Genomic DNA, 17,358 nt, shown 5'->3' with positions numbered 1-17,358 from the left:
CGCGCGCCATGGCCTGGTGCAGGGTCTTGATGAGGTCGCCGCGAACGGCCAAGTCGCGCAAGGTTGGCTCCAGGTCGGGCGCCAGGGTCCAGACCCCTGGGGTCCTGCAGGCCGCAAGTCCAAGGTCCGCGAGCTTGGACAGCCGTCCCACGAGGGCGGAGCGGAGATCCTCGCCGATGGCGGGATCGCCTGGTCGCAAGTCGACCACTGCGTCTGGTTCGCTGGCCATGCCGCGCAGGGCCTTGTCCAGAGGGGTGAGGCGTTCGGCCGAAACCTCGCGCAGCAAAGCCCGCTCGACCTCTTCGGCCCGGCGCGGACCCAGCTCGAGCTCGACCAAGCGCTCGGCGCGCTCGCGCAGGCCGCGGCTGATATAGGCTTTGTCGATGACGAGATCGGCGCCGTCATCCGACACCCCGCGAAGCAGAACATGGACGTGGGGGTTGTCGGTGTTCCAGTGGTCGACAGCGACCCAGTCGAGGCGGACGCCAAGATCCTCGGCGGCCTGATCCATCAGCTCGCGGGTGAAGGCTCGCAGATCGGCCATCTCGCAGGCGTCTTCGGGCGACACGATGAAGCGAAAATGGTGGCGGTCATCCTCGCAGCGTTTGGCGAATCCGGCGCCGTCGGCTTCGTCTCCCACGGCGTCGAACATTCTGGCCGGATCGCCGCTCTTGGTGACGCCCTCGCGTTGCAGGTAGCGCAGGTGACGCGCCAGGCCCGCGGCGCGAAAGCGGGTCCCAAACTGGCGGACGACCCGAGCTTTGATCACGACGCGGCGAGCGGACGTGGTCAGCGCCGCTAAGCGCCAGGCCCGTCCGCGCCCCCGGCCCCCGCTGGTGTTCGCCGAGCGCCGCATACGGCCGCGTCCGCCAGCGGCCTGCACGGCCTGGGAGACCTGCGCCACGAACCTCTGAGCCTTGCGCGCGGCGCGGTGGTCAGCCCCGATCCGCCCGGGACGAACCTGGAAGTCGTCGTCCTGGTCAGCCACGGCTCATGCGCCCTGCCAAGATGAGAGCTGGCGCTTTGAGGATTGAAATCATTTGGCTAATGGCGAAATGCGCCATCCCCGCCGCCGCGCGGCTGGCGCAGCAACCCATTGTCCCGCAAGGCCGCGCGACCTGCGCGCCGTCGCGGCTTTTATCTTGCCGTCCACCCCATTGAACGCCCCGGTGGCTCCTGGTGATGATCTCCGGGCACACTGCTGAGCTCCTCCCAGATCCCAGTTGGCCCGACACGTGTGGCGCGGCGCTCATGGGAGGCCGCCTGCGGGCGCTGTGGTGTCGCGAGCGATCGGAAACAGGGTGTCGAGCGCTGGTGCGTCGGATCCGGGAGCGGCCGGAAAGAGCGAGGCGCGGCGCCAGTCAAGCAGTGGGGCAGGCCGCGTCGGCGTCGCGTCGGGGAGCATGGGTAGGGTTAGTCTGGCGGTGAGCTTGGCGACGTAGAGACGCGTTTCGGCCGGGAGGGGGCGGGACTGATCTCGGAACGCCTCGTAGCGACCAGGACCGGCATTGTAGGCAGCCAGAAAGCCCGGCGCTCCGTATCGGTCATGCAGCGCTCGAAGGTAGGCCGCGCCGGCCAGGATGTTGTCGCGCACATCGAAGGGATCAGCACCCAAGCCATGGACATGGCGCAGATCGCGCCATGTGCCGGGCATGACCTGCATCAGTCCCATGGCGCCGGCTGAGGACACGGCCTTGGGATCGCCCGCGCTCTCGGCGGCGATGACGGCCAGGAGCCATTCGCGCGGTAGGCCAAACCGTGTCTCGGCTTCACGGACGGCGGCGTCGATCCGGTTGGCGGCGGGGCGGCCTGACGCCGCCGAGCCGCCGGCCGACAGCAGCCCGACTGCCAAAACCACGGCGGCCAGTCGGCGGACGCAGGGGCCCTGGGCCGCGGCTTTCACCGGGCTGTCTCCGGCGCTGCCGATGGAGACGATCGCGTCCACAGCGGGGCGACCGGCCCCAGCAGGCCTTGAGCCGAGATGGGGCCGAAGTAGCGCCCATCGAAGCTGTCGTCGCGCGCGGCGTTGAGCAGGAAAAGCTCGTCGTCACCGATCAGGCGACAACCGCTCCAGGCCGGCAGAGGACGACCGTGGCTGTCGCGCAGGCGCGCGCTCGCCAGCGTGCGGCCAGCGACGGTGATGGTGCGGCGGTGGCGGCAAACCAGGTCGCCGGGCAGACCGGCGACGGGCTTGATCAGGGGCACGCCCAGCGGCAGGACACCACGCCGGGCAAGAGCGTTGGCCAGAGCCGGCGGCGGCGCGATGGCGACGAGATCGCCGCGGCGCATCGGCCGTGGGGACAGGACCCGGTAGAGGCCGATCGGGGCGCTGGCGGTCGTGTTCCAGATCAAGCTGGGGGCCGAGGCGCGCGTCAGCGCCGCGCAGGCCGTCAGACCCAGGGCGAGCGGAATGAGGTGGCGTTTCATGGAGCGAGTCGACGGCGTTGCAGCCACGCCCGATGACGCGCCCGGTCGTAGGGACGGGGCGTTTGGCGGGCGAGGAGACGGTTGTTGAGGTGACGCCAGTGGTCGGGATCGACGGCGGTCGGCGTCACGCCCGCCGCCTCGATCTGGCCGATGTGGCCAAGGGCTTGCTCGACGAGCGACCAACCCGCCAGCCTCAGGAGGCTTTCACCGCCGGGCCGGACATGGGCGAGGGTCTGGTAGGGCTCGCCAGGCGTCACGGCGCGCAGGATATCCAGGCGGGAGATTACCGTGCCGTAGTCGTTGGCGGCCCAGCGCACGAAGGCGAAGACTGCGCCCGGGGCGAACGCAACAGTGCGTCGGCGACGATCGATCAGGATCTCATCGACCGGATGACCAAACCGCAGCCAATGCTGGATCAGCCCCTCGATCCAGAGGAGGTCGACCTGGGTGTGGGCGCTCATGGCGCCGTGCTCTCGGCCAGGCCATAGGTCGCTTCGAGCAGGTCGCGGACCATGTCCGAGAGGGTGAGGCCCCGCTCGATGGCGATGATCTTGATGCGCGCCCGCAGGGCCGGGGTGATGTCGACGGTCAGGCGGGCGCTGTAAGGCTTTGCCGGCGGGGGCGCGGCGCTTTTGACCCAGCGGTCGGCGGCGCTGGGCCGAGCGGCGAAACCGCCGGTGGTCGGGCGCTCGCGGCTCATGGCGCCATGCCCTCGATGGCGTCGGCCAGGGCGAGGACTTCGCGCCAGGCCTTGGCGCCGCCGGCCTGTTCATCGACGAGCCGCCCCTGTCGCGCGGCGTCGGCGAAGATCACGCGCTGGCCCACCTGGACGGGCAGGGCGGGCGGCTGGCTCCTGGCCAGGGCGGCGGCGACGTCGCGCGCGATGACCGTGCGCGCGCCGCAGCGGTTGAGCACGAACCGGGCGCGCAGCGACGGGCGAAAATCGCGCGCATCGGCGACGAGGCGCAGCATCTCGTCGGACGCCCAGCCGTCGAACGGCGAGGGCTGTACCGGAATGAGGGCAAGATCGGCGGCCAGCAGGGCCGAGCGCATCAGCGGCGCGACCCTGGGCGGTGCGTCGATGAGCACGATGTCCCGGTCCTGGGCGAGCTCTGGCAGTTCGCGATGCAGGGTTTCGCGGGCCAGCCCGATGACGCCAAAGCGCCGCTCCAGGCCGTGGTCGGCGCGCAGGGCCGACCAGTCGAGGGCCGAGCCTTGGGGATCGGCGTCGACGAGCACGACGCGGCGACCGCGTTTGGCCCAGGCGCCGGCTAGGTGCAGGGCCAGGGTCGTTTTGCCGACGCCGCCCTTCTGGTTGACCAGGGCGATGATCATCGGCGCGACCGCAACGGCGGCCTCTTAAGGTTAGACTCCTGGTTAGAGTCAAAGTTAGGGGCGGCGATTTCGCCGTCGGGCCATAGGGTTAGCTGGGCGTGTTGCGCCTGATCTCCCGAGGCGTTCACGCCTGATGTCACGAGGGGCGATGCGCCCGATGTCACGAGGCCGTCCACAGGCGCGGCCAGCTCGATCGTCGAGACGAGCGGCAGGATGTGCAGGATTTCGCGGCGAGCCTCGCGCGACAGCAGCAGGCGATAGCCGGGCAGGGATTGGCGAGCGACGAGCCGGCGCAGATCCAGGGCAAAGTCGCTCTGACGCGCCAGGCTCCCGGACTTGGCGTGCAGATGGGCTATCTCAAAGCGCCATCCGCCTGGCTGACGGCCTGCGTGCTTGCGCGCGACGCGATAGAGCCAGCGCTCGATCCCGCCGGTGAGCTGGAAGTAGGCCGGATCGATGGAGAGCACGAGCGCGCGGTCCAGGACGCCGCGATAGAACCAATCGGGCAGCACGATCTCCAAGCCCAGGCTGCGACCGCCGGGTCCTGAGAGCTCGGTCCACTCGTTGATCCAGGAGAACTGGTGGCGACGCCAATGCTCGCCATTGCGCAGGGTGGTGGCGATCACGGTCGACTGCAGGCGGCGTAGGGCGGCCTTCAGGAGTCGGTATTCGGTGGCGCCGGTGGCGCGGCCCGTCGCGGTGAGCAGCTGGTAGGGCAAAAAGCGAAGGCGGCGTGAGGTCGCCAGGCCGCGGTCGGCGGCCTCGACGATCTGGGAGCCGGCCCAGATCAGTACGTCGGCGTCCCAGATCGTGGCCATGCCGAAGTCGGGCAGGCCTTGGACCCAGACCTCCACCTCGCCGGCCTGATAGCGGATCGGCGCCACGCGGCGGGACTTGGCCAGGGAGAAGAACGGGCGCTCCATCAGGTCGCGCTGGTCGCGAGGCCGCGCGCCCCCGGCGACGATCAGCGGCGCCAGAGTGTCGTCGGTGGTGTCACGCGCGCTCATGCTTGGGCCTTGGGCTGAGCCGGAGCGATCGGATTGGCCAGGGCCTGGCGGGTGGAGACCTTCAGGCCGCGATCGGTCCAGGCGTCCAGGTCATCGATGGCGTAGACAACGCGACCGCCCAGCTTGCGAAAGGCCGGACCGGTCCCGTAGGTCCGGTGCTTCTCCAACGTCCGGAATGACAGGCCCAGGTACCGCGCGGCGTCCTGGGTGCGCAGGAAGCGCAGCGGCGTACGCGGAGCAGACAGGGCGGGCGCGGGCGTTCGTGACGGCGACATGCAATGGATCCCGATGGGCTGCAGCGGGCCAGGGAGGGCGTGCTGCGGTTCGGGTCGGACGCTGGTCGTCGAGGGGCGTGGGGAGGGAGTGCGAAGGTCTGGACGTGTTTTCGCACCCCGTGGCCTGCGCCAATTGCTGGTAGCCGTGAGCTCAGAGCGCCAGCAGGCGGCGATAGCCGTGGGTGACAAGGACGGCGCCGTCGCGCGCCAGGCGCAGGGTGGCGTCGCGCAGGGATGAGGTTTTCCAGGGTTCGGCTGCGACGCGAGGCGCGCCGTAAAGCGCCTGAGCCAGTTGGCGATGGCTGGCGCCGGCGGCGCGGGCGTCGACGGCGCGCAGCATCAGGCCAATGCGGTGCTGTTTGTGGGGCGTCAGGCGCGCCGCGTGCAGGCCGGCCACAGCCTCGCCCAGGCGCCAGCGGCCGAACCGTTCCAGTGCGGCCAGGCGCGCGCTCAGGCCCGCATCGAGCGGGACGACGACGGCGACGGGCTGGCCGGGCGTGAGGGCGTCCAGAAGGCGCACGACGTGGGCGTGAGGGCCTGCGCCAAAGACGAGGTGGTCGGCGTCAGGCGCCGGCTCGCGGCGGCTCGGGGACGGCAGGGGCGCGCTGATCGTCGGGTCCAGGCCGGGGCCGATGGGCGCGGGCGCGAAGAGGAGGATCGAAGGATCGGCGTTCGGGGTCCAGGCGGTCGCCAGATCGCGGGCGTTGGTGGTGGTGGGGTATGGGAAATCGCAGGCCCCAACGGCCGGCCACCTCCGTTCGACTTGGGGCGGCGGGCGCCTGTAGGGCGCGCAGGTCGGCATTGTAGGCCTGATTTCGGCGCAAGCACTCCCACGCCAACGCTGAGGGCGTCAGATCATCGAGGTAGTCGTAGGCGGCGGTGTTGCGCCAGTCTTCGATCGGAAGCGCGTCAGGCGGCATCGCGAAGGTCCGGGGAAGCAAACGACACAAAGGACGGACCCTGACGATTCCCGCCCATGGTCGCGGTCGGAAGCCGAAAAGGGCGCATGGGGTGATGTCGCCGGGGCATCACCCGTCACTCTGGCTGGAGCAGGCCCTTGTAGCCGTGGGCGACCAGCCAGCGGGCTCGATCCAGGTGACTGGCGTGTCGCGCTTGCGCGGCGACGGCGTCGGCCTCGACGTCCTGGCCCAGAACGAGCGTGGCGACCTCGCGCCAATCCGCACCGGCCGCCTCGGCGTCCAGCAGCCGCAGATAGGTCTTGATATGCGCGCGATCGTAGTCGGTCAGCGCGGGGCTGTGGGGTGGGGTGTCGGCGATCGTCGCCGCCATGGGCCGACTCCAGCGGTTGTTTGCGCTCATCTTACCGGGGTTCGCGCACGAAGGGAGCGCCCGAGCAGCGCCAAGTGATGCCATAACGACATAGCCGATTGCGTGTTGGGCCCATGGCCCCGCTCGGGTGAGCGGGGCCGCCGGCAAGGCTCAGGTCCTCACGGCCTTGGGGGGCTTGGGGCGCGACCAGATCAGGGTGTGGTCTTCGCCCATTTCGTCCTTGTAGAGGTTGGCGTTGATCGGCGCCGAGAGGCTGGCGTCATCGAGCTTGACCGAAAGATAGGCGCGGCCGTCGTTGGTCTTCTGCGGCCAGGCGACGCCGATTTCGACGCGACCGACATAGATGAGGTGGCTGGGCGGGTTGTCGCCGCCGCGTCCGGTCACGGGCGTGAAGCGCACGCCGGTGACTTGCAGTTCGAGGGTGAAGATTTCGCCGTAGTACTCGTCGCCGGTCTTCTTGAAGGCGCCAATGCTGGCCATTGTCGTCGTTCCTCTGGATCTCGAACCCGCGACCATCGCGGCCTCGATGGGGATCGACCGGGCGGGGCGGGCGGCGACGCACTTGGCTTGCCAAGCCGTAGCGCAGCGAAGGACGGTGGCGGACGCCTTTGTTGTCGCGCGAGGAACGGGCCGCTCGGCCCGGGGGAAGAAAGGCGTCCGTCGCCGTTGCGCCCAGCCGCGCGAGGCGTAGCCGACCCCGTCCAGATCCACCCCTTCGAGAGGCCGCGAAGACGCCGGGTTCGTGGTCTGGAGGCATGACGATGTCGGCCAGCATCGGCGCCTTCAAGAAGACCGGCGACGAGAGGCGCAGGCGTGATCGCCAGCGCGATGCGAGACAGCCGCGGGTGTTTCACGCCCGTGACCGGACGCGCCGGCGACAACCTGCCCGGCCGCCGTATCTGGGTCGGATGCGTCGAGGTCGGCGTCGCCTGGCCGCAGAAGATCAACGACGGCCGCGCCGACCCGTCGGTCGGGTGCGAGGGCGTCAGCCTTTCGGCGTCGATCAGCGCCAAGCTCTGCGAGGACGAAATGGGCGAGGGTCACACCCTGGTCTGTTCGCGTCCTAAGCGCCCAAGGCCGCGAGGACCTGAGCCGTGCTGGCGGCTGGCTTGCCTGGGCGGGGGCATGGGTCCAACGCGCAATCGGCGATCACGGCCAACAGGGTTAAAAGGCGCTCGCGACCAGGCGCCGACTCGTGGCTTGAAGGCGCCTCTGTACCCAGACGAGGGCCGGCATGACCCCGAATGCGTTCCGCGCCGCCGCCGCCAGCTTGCCGGCGGTCCTCCAGGTCTGTGTGCTGGAAACCGAGGTCTTCAAGGTCCGTGGGCGCGCGTTTGCGACGTTGAACTGGCCAGAGCCCGGCTGGGCTGTCGTCAAACTCCGGGCGGCGGACCAAATCCGGCTGATCGCCCAGAGCCGTGCGCTTGCGCGCGAGCCGGGACCGCGAGGCAAGCGCGGGGTTACGGTGGTGCAGTTGAAAGCCCTGGACGAGGCCGACGCTGGCGAGGTGCTGGCGGCGGCGTGGGGCCTGGCTTATGGCGGCGCGCGCGCCAGCGCCGAGGCGGTGTTGAGCGCGGTTTCCGCCGCGATGGAAGCGCGCTGAAGCGTCAGGCGATCAACGCCGGCTGAGCCTGCGTGATCGGGTCGGACGCCTCGAAATTGGATACCGTGACACCGAGCAGGCGCACGCCCGCGCGTAGCGGAAAGACCGAGCCGACGAGATCGCGGCACAAGCCTTTCAGGATCGCGCCGTCGGTGATCGCTCCTGGCATGGAGCGGCTGCGCGTGGCTTGCTGGAAGTCGGCGTACTTGATTTTCACCGTTACGGTGCGCCCGTAGGCTTTGGCTTGCCGGCACCAGGCGGTGACCTTGTCGGCCAGCGCCTCGATCTCGGCCTCCAGACGAGCGCGATCGCTCAGGTCCTCGGCGAAGGTGGTCTCAGAGCCTGAGGACTTGCGCTCGCGATCGGGATTGACCGGACGCTCATCCACGCCGCGAGCGATGCCGTAGAACCATCCTCCGGACTTGCCAAAGTGCTGCTGGAGGAAGGGCAGGGATTGGCGGTGGAGATCCTCGCCGGTGTGGATCCCCAAGGCCTTCATACGCGCCTCGGTCTTTTCGCCCACGCCATAGAAGCGTCCGATCGGCAGGGTTTGAACAAAGGCCTCGCCCTTGCCCGGCGCCACGACGAACTGGCCATTGGGTTTGTTCTGGTCGCTGGCCATCTTGGCCAGGAACTTGTTGTAGGAGATCCCGGCCGAAGCCGTCAGCCTGGTTTCGGCGAGGATGCGTTCGCGAATGAGCCGGGCTGTCTGGGTTGCGGTTTCGACGTGGGCCTTGTTGGCGGTGACATCGAGATAGGCTTCGTCGAGCGAGAGCGGTTCGATGAGGTCAGTGTAGTCGGCGAAGATCCCGTGGATCTGGCGGGAAACGGCGCGATAGACCTCGAAGCGATGCGGCACGAAAACAAGCTCTGGGCATTTGCGCAGCGCCGTCGAGGAAGGCATGGCGGAGCGAACGCCGAACGTACGCGCCTCGTAGCTGGCCGCGGCGATAACGCCCCGTGCTGCGGGGGAGCCGACCACGACTGGACGCCCTCTGAGGCTGGGGTCGTCGCGCTGTTCCACGGACGCGTAGAAGGCGTCCATGTCGATATGAATGATCTTTCGCAGCGGAGATTCCATAACGGCGGCAAGTTAGCAGTGCTGGAACAAAAATGGAACTTTTTCACTTGCCGCGACCGTCGAGCGCGAGCGATACCTGACAGGCGCAAACGCACGTGTCGGGGAAAGATCGGGGCAGGGGTGACGGGGACGACGATCAGCTACACCTTTGTTTGCCTGGGCGACAAACAGGTCGCCACGACCATGGACTTGCAGGTCCTGACCGAGGACGCCTATCGCCTGCATGCAATCGCCTTGCTGCGTGCGCATGGCTCGGCGTCGGCGGTCGAGGTGTGGACGGACGGTGGTTTGATCGAATTGATCCATCGCGATGGCGTCCGTGTATGGCCGGAGCCTGCGGACGAAGCCTAGGCGGCGAGGGCAGCACCAGACTGCAGGATGCGCTGCAGCGGCCCGGCTGATCGGGCCAGCTGCAGCGCGCGCCATCGTGCCACAGCATGGTCTTGCGGAGGCGCCTAAGCGCCCCCGTCGAACCGCCAGACGGGGATGCCCAGCTTGCGGGCCTTGTCGGCCAGGTTGGCCTGGATGCCAGAGCCGGGGAACACCAGGACGCCCAGGGGCAGGGTCTCCAGCAACAGGTCGTTGCGCTTGAAGGGCGCTGCCTTGGCGTGGCGCGTCCAGTCGGGCTTGAAGGCGATGTGGGTGACCTGGCGGTTTTCCGCCCAGCAGGCGGCGATGCGTTCAGCGCCAGTGGGCGCGCCGCCATGCAGCAGCGTCATGTCCGGGTGCTTGGCCAGGACGCGGTCGAGCGCCTCCCAGATCCGGGTGTGGTCGTTGCACGCCGCGCCCCCGGTAAAGGCGATCTTGGGGCCAGGCGGGACAAGGACATGCGTCTCGGCGCGACGGCGCGCGGCCAGGAAGTCGCGGCTGTCGATCATCGAGGCGGTCAGGGCGGCGCGGTTGACGCGCGAGCCGGCCTTGGGCGTCCAGCCCGCGCCGGTGTGGCGCAGGAACTCGGCCGCCGCCGCATCACGAAGGTGCTCGAGGCCATCACGCTGGTCGAGGAGGCGCTGGCCTTCGGCGAGGAGCCGTTCGAGCTCGACGGAGGCGACCTCAGAGCCGTCCTGGCGCTGCTGGCTGAGCTTCTGGGCGTCCTCGTTGCCGTCCAGGCGGCGCTGCAGGCGGTCGGCCGCGCGGTGGAAGAGATCGACCGCGGACCAGAGCAGTTCGGGCAGGAGGGGTTCCAGGCGCGTGTCGCTGAGCGTGGCGACGAGGGCGTCGAAGACGTCGGCCGCGACGCCGGTGAGGGCGAGAGGGTCTGCGGGCGGACGCGTGTCGCTGTCGGCGTCGAGGGACGGCGGTCCGAAGAGAGCCAGGGCGTCGAGCGCATAGCCGGTGGCCGACTGGCCGTGGAAGGGTTCGGGCGTATCGAAGCTGGGATCGAGGGCCATGTCGGCGTCCTCCTGGGGGATCAGGCCGCGCCCATCGCGACCTTCGTGGCGATCCCTCTCGGGCGGCGGCGGCGGCGCGCACCGCCCGCGGCCGGAGCGCAGCGGAGGACGCCGGGGCGGGACTGTTTTGTCTGGCGATGCAAAGCCGAGCTCTGCTCGGCGGCGGAAAACAGTCCCGCCCCGGCGTTGCGCGCCGTCGACGCCGCCCGCCCGATCGCCCTCTAGAAGGCCGTGGGCGCGACCTGGTCTCGCCGGGAGACCGCGAGGTGGCGCACGGTCCCAGGGGGCGTGTGCCAACCCGTCCACGACCAGTCTGGCGCCGGAGCAGGCGGCTAGGCGACCGGCTGGAAGCGGACCAGGTCCTCGGGGGCGATCTGTGATGCGAGAAGGGCGACCAAGGCCCGAGGGCCCATCCGGCGCAAGGCGTCGTTGAGATCGTCCAGGTCGGTGCTCAGGGCGCGCGTCTGGATCCCCGCCGCCTCGGCGCGTTGGGCCAGAGCGAGCGCGGCCGCGCGGCCGGCCGGATCAGGGTCGACGACGACATAGAGGCGGCGAAGCGAAGGCGGCAGCGCCAGGGCGGCCAGGTGCGCCGAGGAGAGCGCGGCGACGAGCGGGAGGTCGGGGGCGAGCCCGCCCAGCGACAGGATGGTCTCGAGGCCTTCGCCAGCGGCCAGGACGTCCTGCGCCAGGCCAAAGCGGACGCCGCCGCCGGCGAGCGCGCCCATCGCGCGCCTGGGTGTGACGATGGGCGCCTTGCCGCGTCCGTGCCGATCGAGCCAGGTGCGATGGGCGCCTGTCTGGCGACCGGCCAGATCGGTCACCGGGGCGATGATGGCCGGCCATGCCGTCGGGGTGTCGGGCGGATCGGTGGTCGTGGGGCGGTAGTAGCAGCTGGGGTGAAAGCGCAAGACGCCGGCGGCGAGCCGGGCGTCGAGGCCTCGGGCCTGCAGGTAGGTTTCGCCCAAGGTGCCCGGCAGGGGCGAGGCCATGGCGTAAAGACGGCGAGCCGCCCGCTCGCTTGATCCGCGAGAGCGTTGTGGTTTGAGGCGCGGGTTGGGCTGGCTGTTGGTCGGGGCGTCGGGCAAGGCCAGCCATCGGCGCGCCTCTAGGAGGGTCTCGCCAAGGCGGGTGTGGCCAAGGACGAGCCCCACAAGGTCGAGCAAGTCGCCATGCTGACCGGTGGCCGCATCCATCCAACGGCCCTGGGCGCCGCGGCCGGATGGCGGGCCAGACAGTCGGACATAGAGGCTACGCCCCGGCGTGTTGGCGACATCGCCGACGAGCCAATAGGCGCCTTCTCGCCGGCCGTTGGAGAGATAGTGCCGGCAGACGGCCTCGGCGCGATCGGCGAGGCGGCGCGCCAGGTCGGTGGCGGTGAGCGTCATCGACGCCTCCCGGGAAAAGAAAAAGGGACCCGCCGGGGTGGCGGCGGGTCCCAAGTCAGGTCCGTGGGTGGGGGGGCGTCGGACCTATTCGGCGGCCATGACGTGGGGGGCGGCCGACCGATCATCAGGATCGCCCGGTTGCGCCTCGGAGCCCATGGCCGGTGCGCCCTCCAGAGCCGCCGTTTCGCCCCCCGGCGAAGCGGCGCGCGTGCGCAGGACCTTGGGCAACCAGCCGCTGTCGGCCATCGCCTCGGCCGCGGTCTCGACCATTTCGTCCTTTTTCAAGCCCGCCAGCGGCTCGGCCGCAGCCGCGCCCTTGGCCTCGGTCATCACCTGGACGATCTGGGCCTTGGTCAGGCGGCCCAGGAAGGTCTCGGCGGTGGGCGCCCATCCGGCCGAGACCATGTCCAGACAGAGGGCCTGGGCCAGGTCGTCGGCATGGGCCAGGGCGCGCGGGCGCCCGTTCCAGGCTTCGCTGACGGCGTTGAGGGTCAGGCCGACGCAGAGCGCGAAAAGCGCCCAGCGTTCGGCGGCGTCCAGGGCGAGGAGCGTTTCCCACATCCGTCCCGGATCGGCAGGCAGGCGCTTAGCCCAGGCCTCGCGCCGGGCCTCGAGCGCTATCGCGCACGGGGTTTCGGCCAGGTTCGCCGGCTGGATGGCGAAGCTGACGCTCTTGGCGCTGATCTCCAGGCAGGAGTCGTAGGCGCCGCGGCTGAAGACCTGCAGCGCCAGGACGTGCAGGGCCGCCAGGAACGCCACGTCGGGGGCCTCGGACAGGGCCAGGCGCAGAGCGACCGTGCGGTGAACGGTCATCTCGGTGATCAGCCGGTCGGGCAGGGGGCGGCCCGGATCGGCGTCTTCCACGTGTTCACGCTCGGCGGTCTCATCTTCGTCAGCCTCCTCGTCGGACGTTTCCTCACCGTCGACGAGGTCGCCTTCGCCCGGCTCGGGGTCAGCAGACACCACCGACGGCTCGTCCTCGGGCAGTACGTAACCGCGTTCGAGGCGCAGCTGGCCGTCCGGAGCGAGGCTGAGGAAGACGCCGCCGATCGCCAGATCCTGACCCGCGTAGCAGGTCGGACGGGCGCGGATAGCGTCCATGGCCGTCTCGATTTCGCCCAGCCGCAGATCGACGGCTTCTGGGTAGTCGACCGCGCCGTCGTGAGCTTCCTCGAGCCCTTCGTACTCGGCTTTGAGCGCTGCGAGCGTGGCGATCTCGGCCTCATCCATAGGGGCCGGTTCGCCGTCGAGGCGACGCAGGCCGTAGGTGTGGCCGTAGGGAAAGTCGATGGCGGTCTCGACCCATTTCCAGCCCTCGGCCCGCACCCGTTCGGCCGCGCGTTCGAGCTTGGCCAGAACCAGACGCTCGACCAGACCAGGGTCCTTCAACCAGCCGCCCTGGTCGGCCTCGAAGAGGTCACGCAGGATCGGCCCGCCGGCGTCCTGGTACTCGGTGAGCACGAATTGGGCGCGGCGATCGCTGGCGCGCACGGCGCCCTCGGTGAGCATGCGCCGGATCTGGTGCGCTTCGCGGTTGTAGGTCTTCTGGATGGTTTCCCAGACAGCGATCTGGCGCTCATGGTCGGGATTGACCGTGAAGGCCATGAGCTGGTCCAGGGTCATGGCGTCGTCGGCATAGAGGTCCTGCAGCGCGGGCGCGACGGCCGCCAGCCGCATGCGCTGGCGGACCACGGCGGCGGTGGTGTTGAAGGCCACCGCGATCTCCTCCTCGGGCAGGCCCTTGTCGGTCATCAGGCGGAAAGCCCGGAACTGGTCCAGGGCGTGCAGCGGGGCGCGCTGGGTGTTCTCGGCCAGGCTGTCCTCCTCGGCCAGGCCAGCCGTGCGGATCACGCAGGGGACCGGGGCGTTGCGGGCCAGGCGCTTTTGGCTAACCAGCAGCTCGAGCGCGCGGTAGCGGCGACCGCCGGCCGGAATCTCGAACATGCCGGTCTCGGCGCCGGCGTCGTCGATGACGGGGCGTACGCTAAGGCTCTGCAGCAGGGTGCGGCGGGCGATGTCTTCGGCCAGTTCCTCGATCGAAACGCCGGCCTTGGTGCGGCGAACGTTGGACTGGCTCAGCACCAGCTTGTCGAACGGGATGTCGCGCGAGCGGCTGAGGACGAGGGTGGGGGTCTTGGACTTGGACATGGACTTGCTCCATGACGGGCGGTTCGAGACCTCTTCTCGACTGGTTCACCCGTCACGAGCCTTTGGCCGCCCTCTTGCTCGAGGGCGGCCGGACCGGGCGCGGCGTTTTGGCCGCTTTGCGCGGGCGCTCGCGTGGCGCAAGGAGGCGTCCATGGGCAAGTACGATCCGCTGGGCGGCTATCTGCGTCGGCTGAAGACCGACAGCGTTGACCTGGGCTTTGCCGAGATCGAGCGGATCCTGGGTGCGATGCTGCCCAAGAGCGCCCAGCGTCCGCAATGGTGGGCCAATCAGATCGATCCGCAGGGGCGCCACGTGCAGACCCGGGCCTGGCGCGAGGCCGGCTACGACGCCTTCCCTGAGGCTGGGGCCGAGCGCGTCCGGTTCGTCCGCCGGCAGGTCTGAACGTCGCGTCCGCGCCTGCGCGGCTTGGCGGACTGTCGGGTTCACGCACAGTCGGCTGGTCGCGGGGACGTGTTGAAGCAAGTACGCCGACCCGCATCCCTGCAAACCCGGGGCTCCGCGAGCCCACAGCCCCGCGCCGCAGCAAGCGCGATTATTCGTAAATCCGTATCGGCGGAACGACGGCGGCTCGCCTCACCGGGGCTGCGGGTCTACGGCTGGGCGACGATCCGGATCGTCGCGGTCGCGCTGGTCCGGATCGTCGCGTCGGCGTCTAGCCGGCAAGCGCCAGCAGCCGTCCGGCCTTGGCCTCAAGCTCCAGGCGTGCGTCCTGGTGGGGCTTTTGACGGGCCACTGCGGTGATGCCCTGGACGAAATCGAAGATCGACTCTGGCGGGCGGCCCTCTTCGGCCAGGACCGTGGCGATGATCTTGCCAGTGTCGGTCTTGGAGAACCCGCGTTTGCGCAAGACCACCTCGCGATCCTCATCCTTGCGGGCGACGACGGCGTCGCGCGCGGCCGCGATCCCGGCCACGAAGTCACGCGAGGAGGAGGTGGCAAAGCGCTCGAGGGCAGGCGCGGCCTGGCCGGCGAACCGACGGGCGGCGAATTTGCTGTGGCGGATCGACAGCTCCTGGAAGCCTTCCGCCCCCCAGATGTTACGGTTCATGCACACCGCCCGCAGGTAGAAGGTGGCGATCCCCAGGGTCTTGGAGCCGACCTCGCTGTTCCAGCAGTAGAAGCCCCGGAAGTAGAGGTCGGGTTCACCGCTCGGCAGACGTCCAGCCTCGATCGGATGGGCGTCGTCGACCAGGAACAGGAAGACGTCGCGATCGCTGGCGTAGAGGGTGGTGGTGTCCCTGGTAACCTCCACGTGGGGATTGTGGGTCATGGTCGACCAGTCGAGCAGGCCTGGGACCTTCCAACGGGTGTCGCCCGTGCCGTCGCCGGCGATGCGCATGACCGCCTCGACCAGCTCGTGGTCCCAGATCCGGCCGTAGTCGGGACCGGTGACCGCGCGCAGTTCCACACGCCCGTCGCCGGTCTCCAGGGTCTTGATCAGCTCGGGGCGGTGATCGATCAGCCCATGCTGCAGATTGACCCCGGCCAGGGGCGCGGGCAGGCCGCGCAGATAGCCGGCGGGGGCGCCGACCAGACCGCAGAGCTGGGTGAACGACCAGTGGGTCGGGGCGATGCGATCGCCGCCGTCCGGCAGGATCAGGCTGAGACGCTCGGGATCGTCACGGCCGGCCTCCACGCGCAGGGATGCGGTCTGCACGACGCGGGTGCGGGCCTGCTCGGCGCGGCCCCGCAGTGACTTGTAGAGATCGCTCAGCGAGAGGAAACGTTCGTCGTCCGGGCGGTTGAACCACTCCGAAGACACCCGGCCCAGACGTTGGCCTCGGGTGATGTCGACGGCGTAGGCGCCAGCGACGGGCGCATCGGAAGCTTGTCGCGGATCGGCGGGGTGGCGGTTCATGGCGGGGCTCCTTGACGAGCCCGCCGAGAGCCTCTCTCTCGACCCTTAGACCCGTCGCCCGCGGGTGCTTTCCTCTTGCTCTGGGGCGGGGGCCTCGTCCGCTGACCGGTGGGGGGCAAGGCCTGGCCGATCGGCAGCGCCGTCCACCGGCGCGGCCGCTTCTTGTAGGCGCAGGATCAGGCTGTGGCCGAGGGGTGTCAGAGCGGTGGGGTGTTGGCGCATGCGCGTCGTGGGCGCGGCCCGTCCGAGGGCGGGGCGCTGTTCGAGGCTCGTCGGCTCGTTGATCAGGCCAAGACTGCGCAGATGGGCGTCGCTCATCGCCGTGATCGCGCGTGCGTAGGTCGTCTGCCGCTCGAAGTCCGGGCCGAAGTCCCGGGCGCGGAGACGCAGGCGCGGATCGGCGATGCCGTGCAGGGTTTCGACATCGCGGTCGGTAAGACTATTGAGCAGGCGGATATGGGTTCGCTCGAACTCGGCCTGAAGTTCGTCGCTGGAGAGTCCGTCGCCGATGATGGCGCCCAGAATGGCGATCCGTTCACTCGAGGTCGCGCGGGCCGCGCCGTCCAGGCCTTCCTGCAGCAGGGAGAGGTGTTGGGCGCCGAGGTCCGACATCTTGCGTTCGACGCGGCGCAGGCGGTGATTGTGCCCTTCGACGCGCCGCATGGTGGCGGCCAGACAATCGCGCATGCGTTCATTGAGGGTGCGTGGAAAGAGCTTGCCGGCGAAGTGATCGCCAAAGGTGCCGCCAGGCCCGCCAACCAGGCTGGCGACGAGCTTGCCAAGGCCGGTAACGAGGTCGAGGGGGTCTTCGCGCAGGGGCGGCGGCAGGGTCTCGGTCAGGGCGACCAGGCGCTGGTCGACGAGATCCTGCAGCTCTTCGGCCGAGGGGGCGTCGCCGGCGTTGTCCGAGGGCGGATCGGGGCGGTTCATGGCCAGGATCTTACAGGGCGCCTTCGACGAACCGGCGCAGTTTGCGGGTGGCGAGCATGCCGTGCTGACACCAAGGGGCGCTGCCCAGAAGCTCATCCACGACGAGGAGGTCGTGCAGGAGCAGGTAGGTCACGGCCGGATTCATCCGCCGGGGCGGCCAGCCGTAGTGCTTGGCCGCGGCCTGGACGCTGTCGGAAATGGTCTCGGCCAGGAGGTCGGCGGCGATCTGGCGGGCGTCCATTTCCGGATTGTTGGACCCAAAAACACCGTCGAGGGCGGCGAACAGCGCGCTGGTGGGGGCCAGGACGTCGAACGGGGTTTCACGGCCGTTGGCGAAGCCTTCGGTCTCGATCAGGCCGCGCGCCTCCAGGTCGTCGGCGGCGTCGGCCAGATCGCGCGGGCTCAGGCCCGTGGCGGTCAGCAGGGCGTCGTACTCAAATTCCGGGTCGCCGGTGAGGGCTGTTTGCGAAGCCTTGATCAGGACCCTCGCGAGTTTGTCGGCGGCCGGCGAGATGATCACCGCCAGCGCGTCGGCGGACGTGGAGGTCATGGTCGTGAGGCTCCGGCGCTTACTGATTCCCTTATCAGTGGACGCCTTGGCGCTCA

General features: G+C 69.6%; 21 protein-coding genes and 2 pseudogenes. 4 read left to right on the top strand and 19 right to left on the bottom strand.

From position 1 onward, the window contains the following. Window positions 1-49 precede the first annotated feature (49 nt). The 12 genes and pseudogenes from C1707_RS27230 to C1707_RS19345 form a co-directional block, all read right to left on the bottom strand. Window positions 50-229, bottom strand: a pseudogene (locus C1707_RS27230) (type VI secretion protein); the annotation flags it as partial. A 1,020-nt stretch (window positions 230-1,249) separates the two neighbouring features. Next, window positions 1,250-1,945 (bottom strand): lytic transglycosylase domain-containing protein, encoded by a 696-nt coding sequence (locus tag C1707_RS19395; RefSeq protein WP_240633750.1) that lies wholly within the window; start codon window positions 1,943-1,945, stop codon window positions 1,250-1,252. Continuing rightward, window positions 1,900-2,427, bottom strand: a complete 528-nt coding sequence (locus C1707_RS19390; RefSeq protein WP_101712463.1) for a S26 family signal peptidase — start codon at window positions 2,425-2,427, stop codon at window positions 1,900-1,902. The genes C1707_RS19395 and C1707_RS19390 overlap by 46 nt, the downstream gene beginning before the upstream one ends. After that, entirely contained in the window at window positions 2,424-2,888 is a 465-nt protein-coding gene (locus tag C1707_RS19385) for a DUF2840 domain-containing protein (protein ID WP_101712462.1), read from the bottom strand. The genes C1707_RS19390 and C1707_RS19385 overlap by 4 nt, the downstream gene beginning before the upstream one ends. Then, window positions 2,885-3,127, bottom strand: a complete 243-nt coding sequence (locus C1707_RS19380) for a hypothetical protein (RefSeq protein ID WP_101712461.1) — start codon at window positions 3,125-3,127, stop codon at window positions 2,885-2,887. Before C1707_RS19380 ends, C1707_RS19385 begins: the two co-directional genes overlap by 4 nt. Then, complete coding sequence (gene parA / locus C1707_RS19375; RefSeq protein WP_101712460.1) at window positions 3,124-3,762, bottom strand: ParA family partition ATPase; 639 nt, start codon at window positions 3,760-3,762, stop codon at window positions 3,124-3,126. The genes C1707_RS19380 and parA overlap by 4 nt, the downstream gene beginning before the upstream one ends. Continuing rightward, window positions 3,759-4,769 (bottom strand): replication initiator protein A, encoded by a 1,011-nt coding sequence (locus C1707_RS19370; protein ID WP_101712459.1) that lies wholly within the window; start codon window positions 4,767-4,769, stop codon window positions 3,759-3,761. Before C1707_RS19370 ends, parA begins: the two co-directional genes overlap by 4 nt. Then, window positions 4,766-5,044 carry a helix-turn-helix transcriptional regulator gene (locus tag C1707_RS19365; protein WP_101712458.1) on the bottom strand — a complete coding sequence of 93 codons (279 nt, stop codon included), beginning with the start codon at window positions 5,042-5,044 and terminating at the stop codon, window positions 4,766-4,768. The genes C1707_RS19370 and C1707_RS19365 overlap by 4 nt, the downstream gene beginning before the upstream one ends. 151 nt (window positions 5,045-5,195) lie before the next feature. Next, on the bottom strand, window positions 5,196-5,564 hold the full coding sequence (locus C1707_RS26810; protein ID WP_180896914.1) for a DUF2285 domain-containing protein: 369 nt from the start codon (window positions 5,562-5,564) through the stop codon (window positions 5,196-5,198). Window positions 5,565-5,607: 43 nt separating this feature from the next. Next, on the bottom strand, window positions 5,608-5,964 hold the full coding sequence (locus C1707_RS26805) for a transcriptional regulator domain-containing protein (RefSeq protein ID WP_219619866.1): 357 nt from the start codon (window positions 5,962-5,964) through the stop codon (window positions 5,608-5,610). Between the two features lie 115 nt (window positions 5,965-6,079). Further along, window positions 6,080-6,364 (bottom strand): DNA -binding domain-containing protein, encoded by a 285-nt coding sequence (locus C1707_RS19350; RefSeq protein ID WP_101712456.1) that lies wholly within the window; start codon window positions 6,362-6,364, stop codon window positions 6,080-6,082. 120 nt (window positions 6,365-6,484) lie between these two features. Beyond that, complete coding sequence (locus tag C1707_RS19345) at window positions 6,485-6,814, bottom strand: DUF736 domain-containing protein (RefSeq protein WP_101712455.1); 330 nt, start codon at window positions 6,812-6,814, stop codon at window positions 6,485-6,487. A 333-nt stretch (window positions 6,815-7,147) separates the two neighbouring features. On the opposite strand from C1707_RS19345, the pseudogene C1707_RS27225 reads away from it, so the two are divergent. Next, window positions 7,148-7,387 (top strand): annotated as a pseudogene (locus C1707_RS27225) (DUF736 family protein); the annotation flags it as partial. Between the two features lie 181 nt (window positions 7,388-7,568). Further along, window positions 7,569-7,937, top strand: a complete 369-nt coding sequence (locus C1707_RS26800; RefSeq protein WP_240633748.1) for an MmcQ/YjbR family DNA-binding protein — start codon at window positions 7,569-7,571, stop codon at window positions 7,935-7,937. Between the two features lie 4 nt (window positions 7,938-7,941). Here C1707_RS26800 and dinB read toward each other — a convergent pair whose 3' ends face one another. Further along, the gene (gene dinB, locus C1707_RS19335; protein WP_101712453.1) at window positions 7,942-9,018 is read right to left on the bottom strand and encodes a DNA polymerase IV; all 1,077 of its coding nucleotides are present in this window, start codon (window positions 9,016-9,018) and stop codon (window positions 7,942-7,944) included. 120 nt (window positions 9,019-9,138) lie between these two features. Between dinB and C1707_RS19330 the strand changes: the two genes are divergently transcribed. Then, a complete protein-coding gene (locus tag C1707_RS19330) occupies window positions 9,139-9,369 on the top strand; it encodes a hypothetical protein (RefSeq protein WP_101712452.1) in 231 nt (76 codons plus the stop codon). A 104-nt stretch (window positions 9,370-9,473) separates the two neighbouring features. Here C1707_RS19330 and C1707_RS19325 read toward each other — a convergent pair whose 3' ends face one another. The 3 genes from C1707_RS19325 to C1707_RS19315 all read right to left on the bottom strand — a co-directional run bounded on the left by C1707_RS19325 (window position 9,474) and on the right by C1707_RS19315 (window position 13,942). Then, entirely contained in the window at window positions 9,474-10,409 is a 936-nt protein-coding gene (locus C1707_RS19325; protein ID WP_101712451.1) for a DUF2493 domain-containing protein, read from the bottom strand. Between the two features lie 332 nt (window positions 10,410-10,741). Continuing rightward, window positions 10,742-11,794, bottom strand: coding sequence for a DUF7146 domain-containing protein (locus tag C1707_RS19320; protein WP_101712450.1), 1,053 nt, complete (start codon window positions 11,792-11,794; stop codon window positions 10,742-10,744). Between the two features lie 84 nt (window positions 11,795-11,878). Next, the gene (locus tag C1707_RS19315) at window positions 11,879-13,942 is read right to left on the bottom strand and encodes a ParB/RepB/Spo0J family partition protein (RefSeq protein WP_101712449.1); all 2,064 of its coding nucleotides are present in this window, start codon (window positions 13,940-13,942) and stop codon (window positions 11,879-11,881) included. A gap of 151 nt (window positions 13,943-14,093) precedes the next feature. On the opposite strand from C1707_RS19315, the gene C1707_RS19310 reads away from it, so the two are divergent. Further along, a complete protein-coding gene (locus tag C1707_RS19310) occupies window positions 14,094-14,345 on the top strand; it encodes a DUF7662 domain-containing protein (protein ID WP_101712448.1) in 252 nt (83 codons plus the stop codon). Window positions 14,346-14,616: 271 nt separating this feature from the next. On the opposite strand, the gene C1707_RS19305 is transcribed toward C1707_RS19310, so the two are convergent. Genes C1707_RS19305 through C1707_RS19295 form a run of 3 tightly spaced genes read right to left on the bottom strand, consistent with a single transcriptional unit; the run spans window position 14,617 to window position 17,302 of the window. Continuing rightward, the gene (locus C1707_RS19305; RefSeq protein ID WP_101712447.1) at window positions 14,617-15,822 is read right to left on the bottom strand and encodes a DUF932 domain-containing protein; all 1,206 of its coding nucleotides are present in this window, start codon (window positions 15,820-15,822) and stop codon (window positions 14,617-14,619) included. A gap of 45 nt (window positions 15,823-15,867) precedes the next feature. Continuing rightward, window positions 15,868-16,752, bottom strand: a complete 885-nt coding sequence (locus C1707_RS19300; protein WP_101712446.1) for a hypothetical protein — start codon at window positions 16,750-16,752, stop codon at window positions 15,868-15,870. A gap of 10 nt (window positions 16,753-16,762) precedes the next feature. Further along, window positions 16,763-17,302, bottom strand: coding sequence for a hypothetical protein (locus C1707_RS19295; protein ID WP_101712445.1), 540 nt, complete (start codon window positions 17,300-17,302; stop codon window positions 16,763-16,765). Window positions 17,303-17,358 lie beyond the last annotated feature (56 nt).

It is taken from the genome of Caulobacter flavus (assembly GCF_003722335.1).
Lineage (GTDB): Bacteria > Pseudomonadota > Alphaproteobacteria > Caulobacterales > Caulobacteraceae > Caulobacter > Caulobacter flavus.
This window is presented reverse-complemented; position numbering and strand designations above follow the sequence as displayed.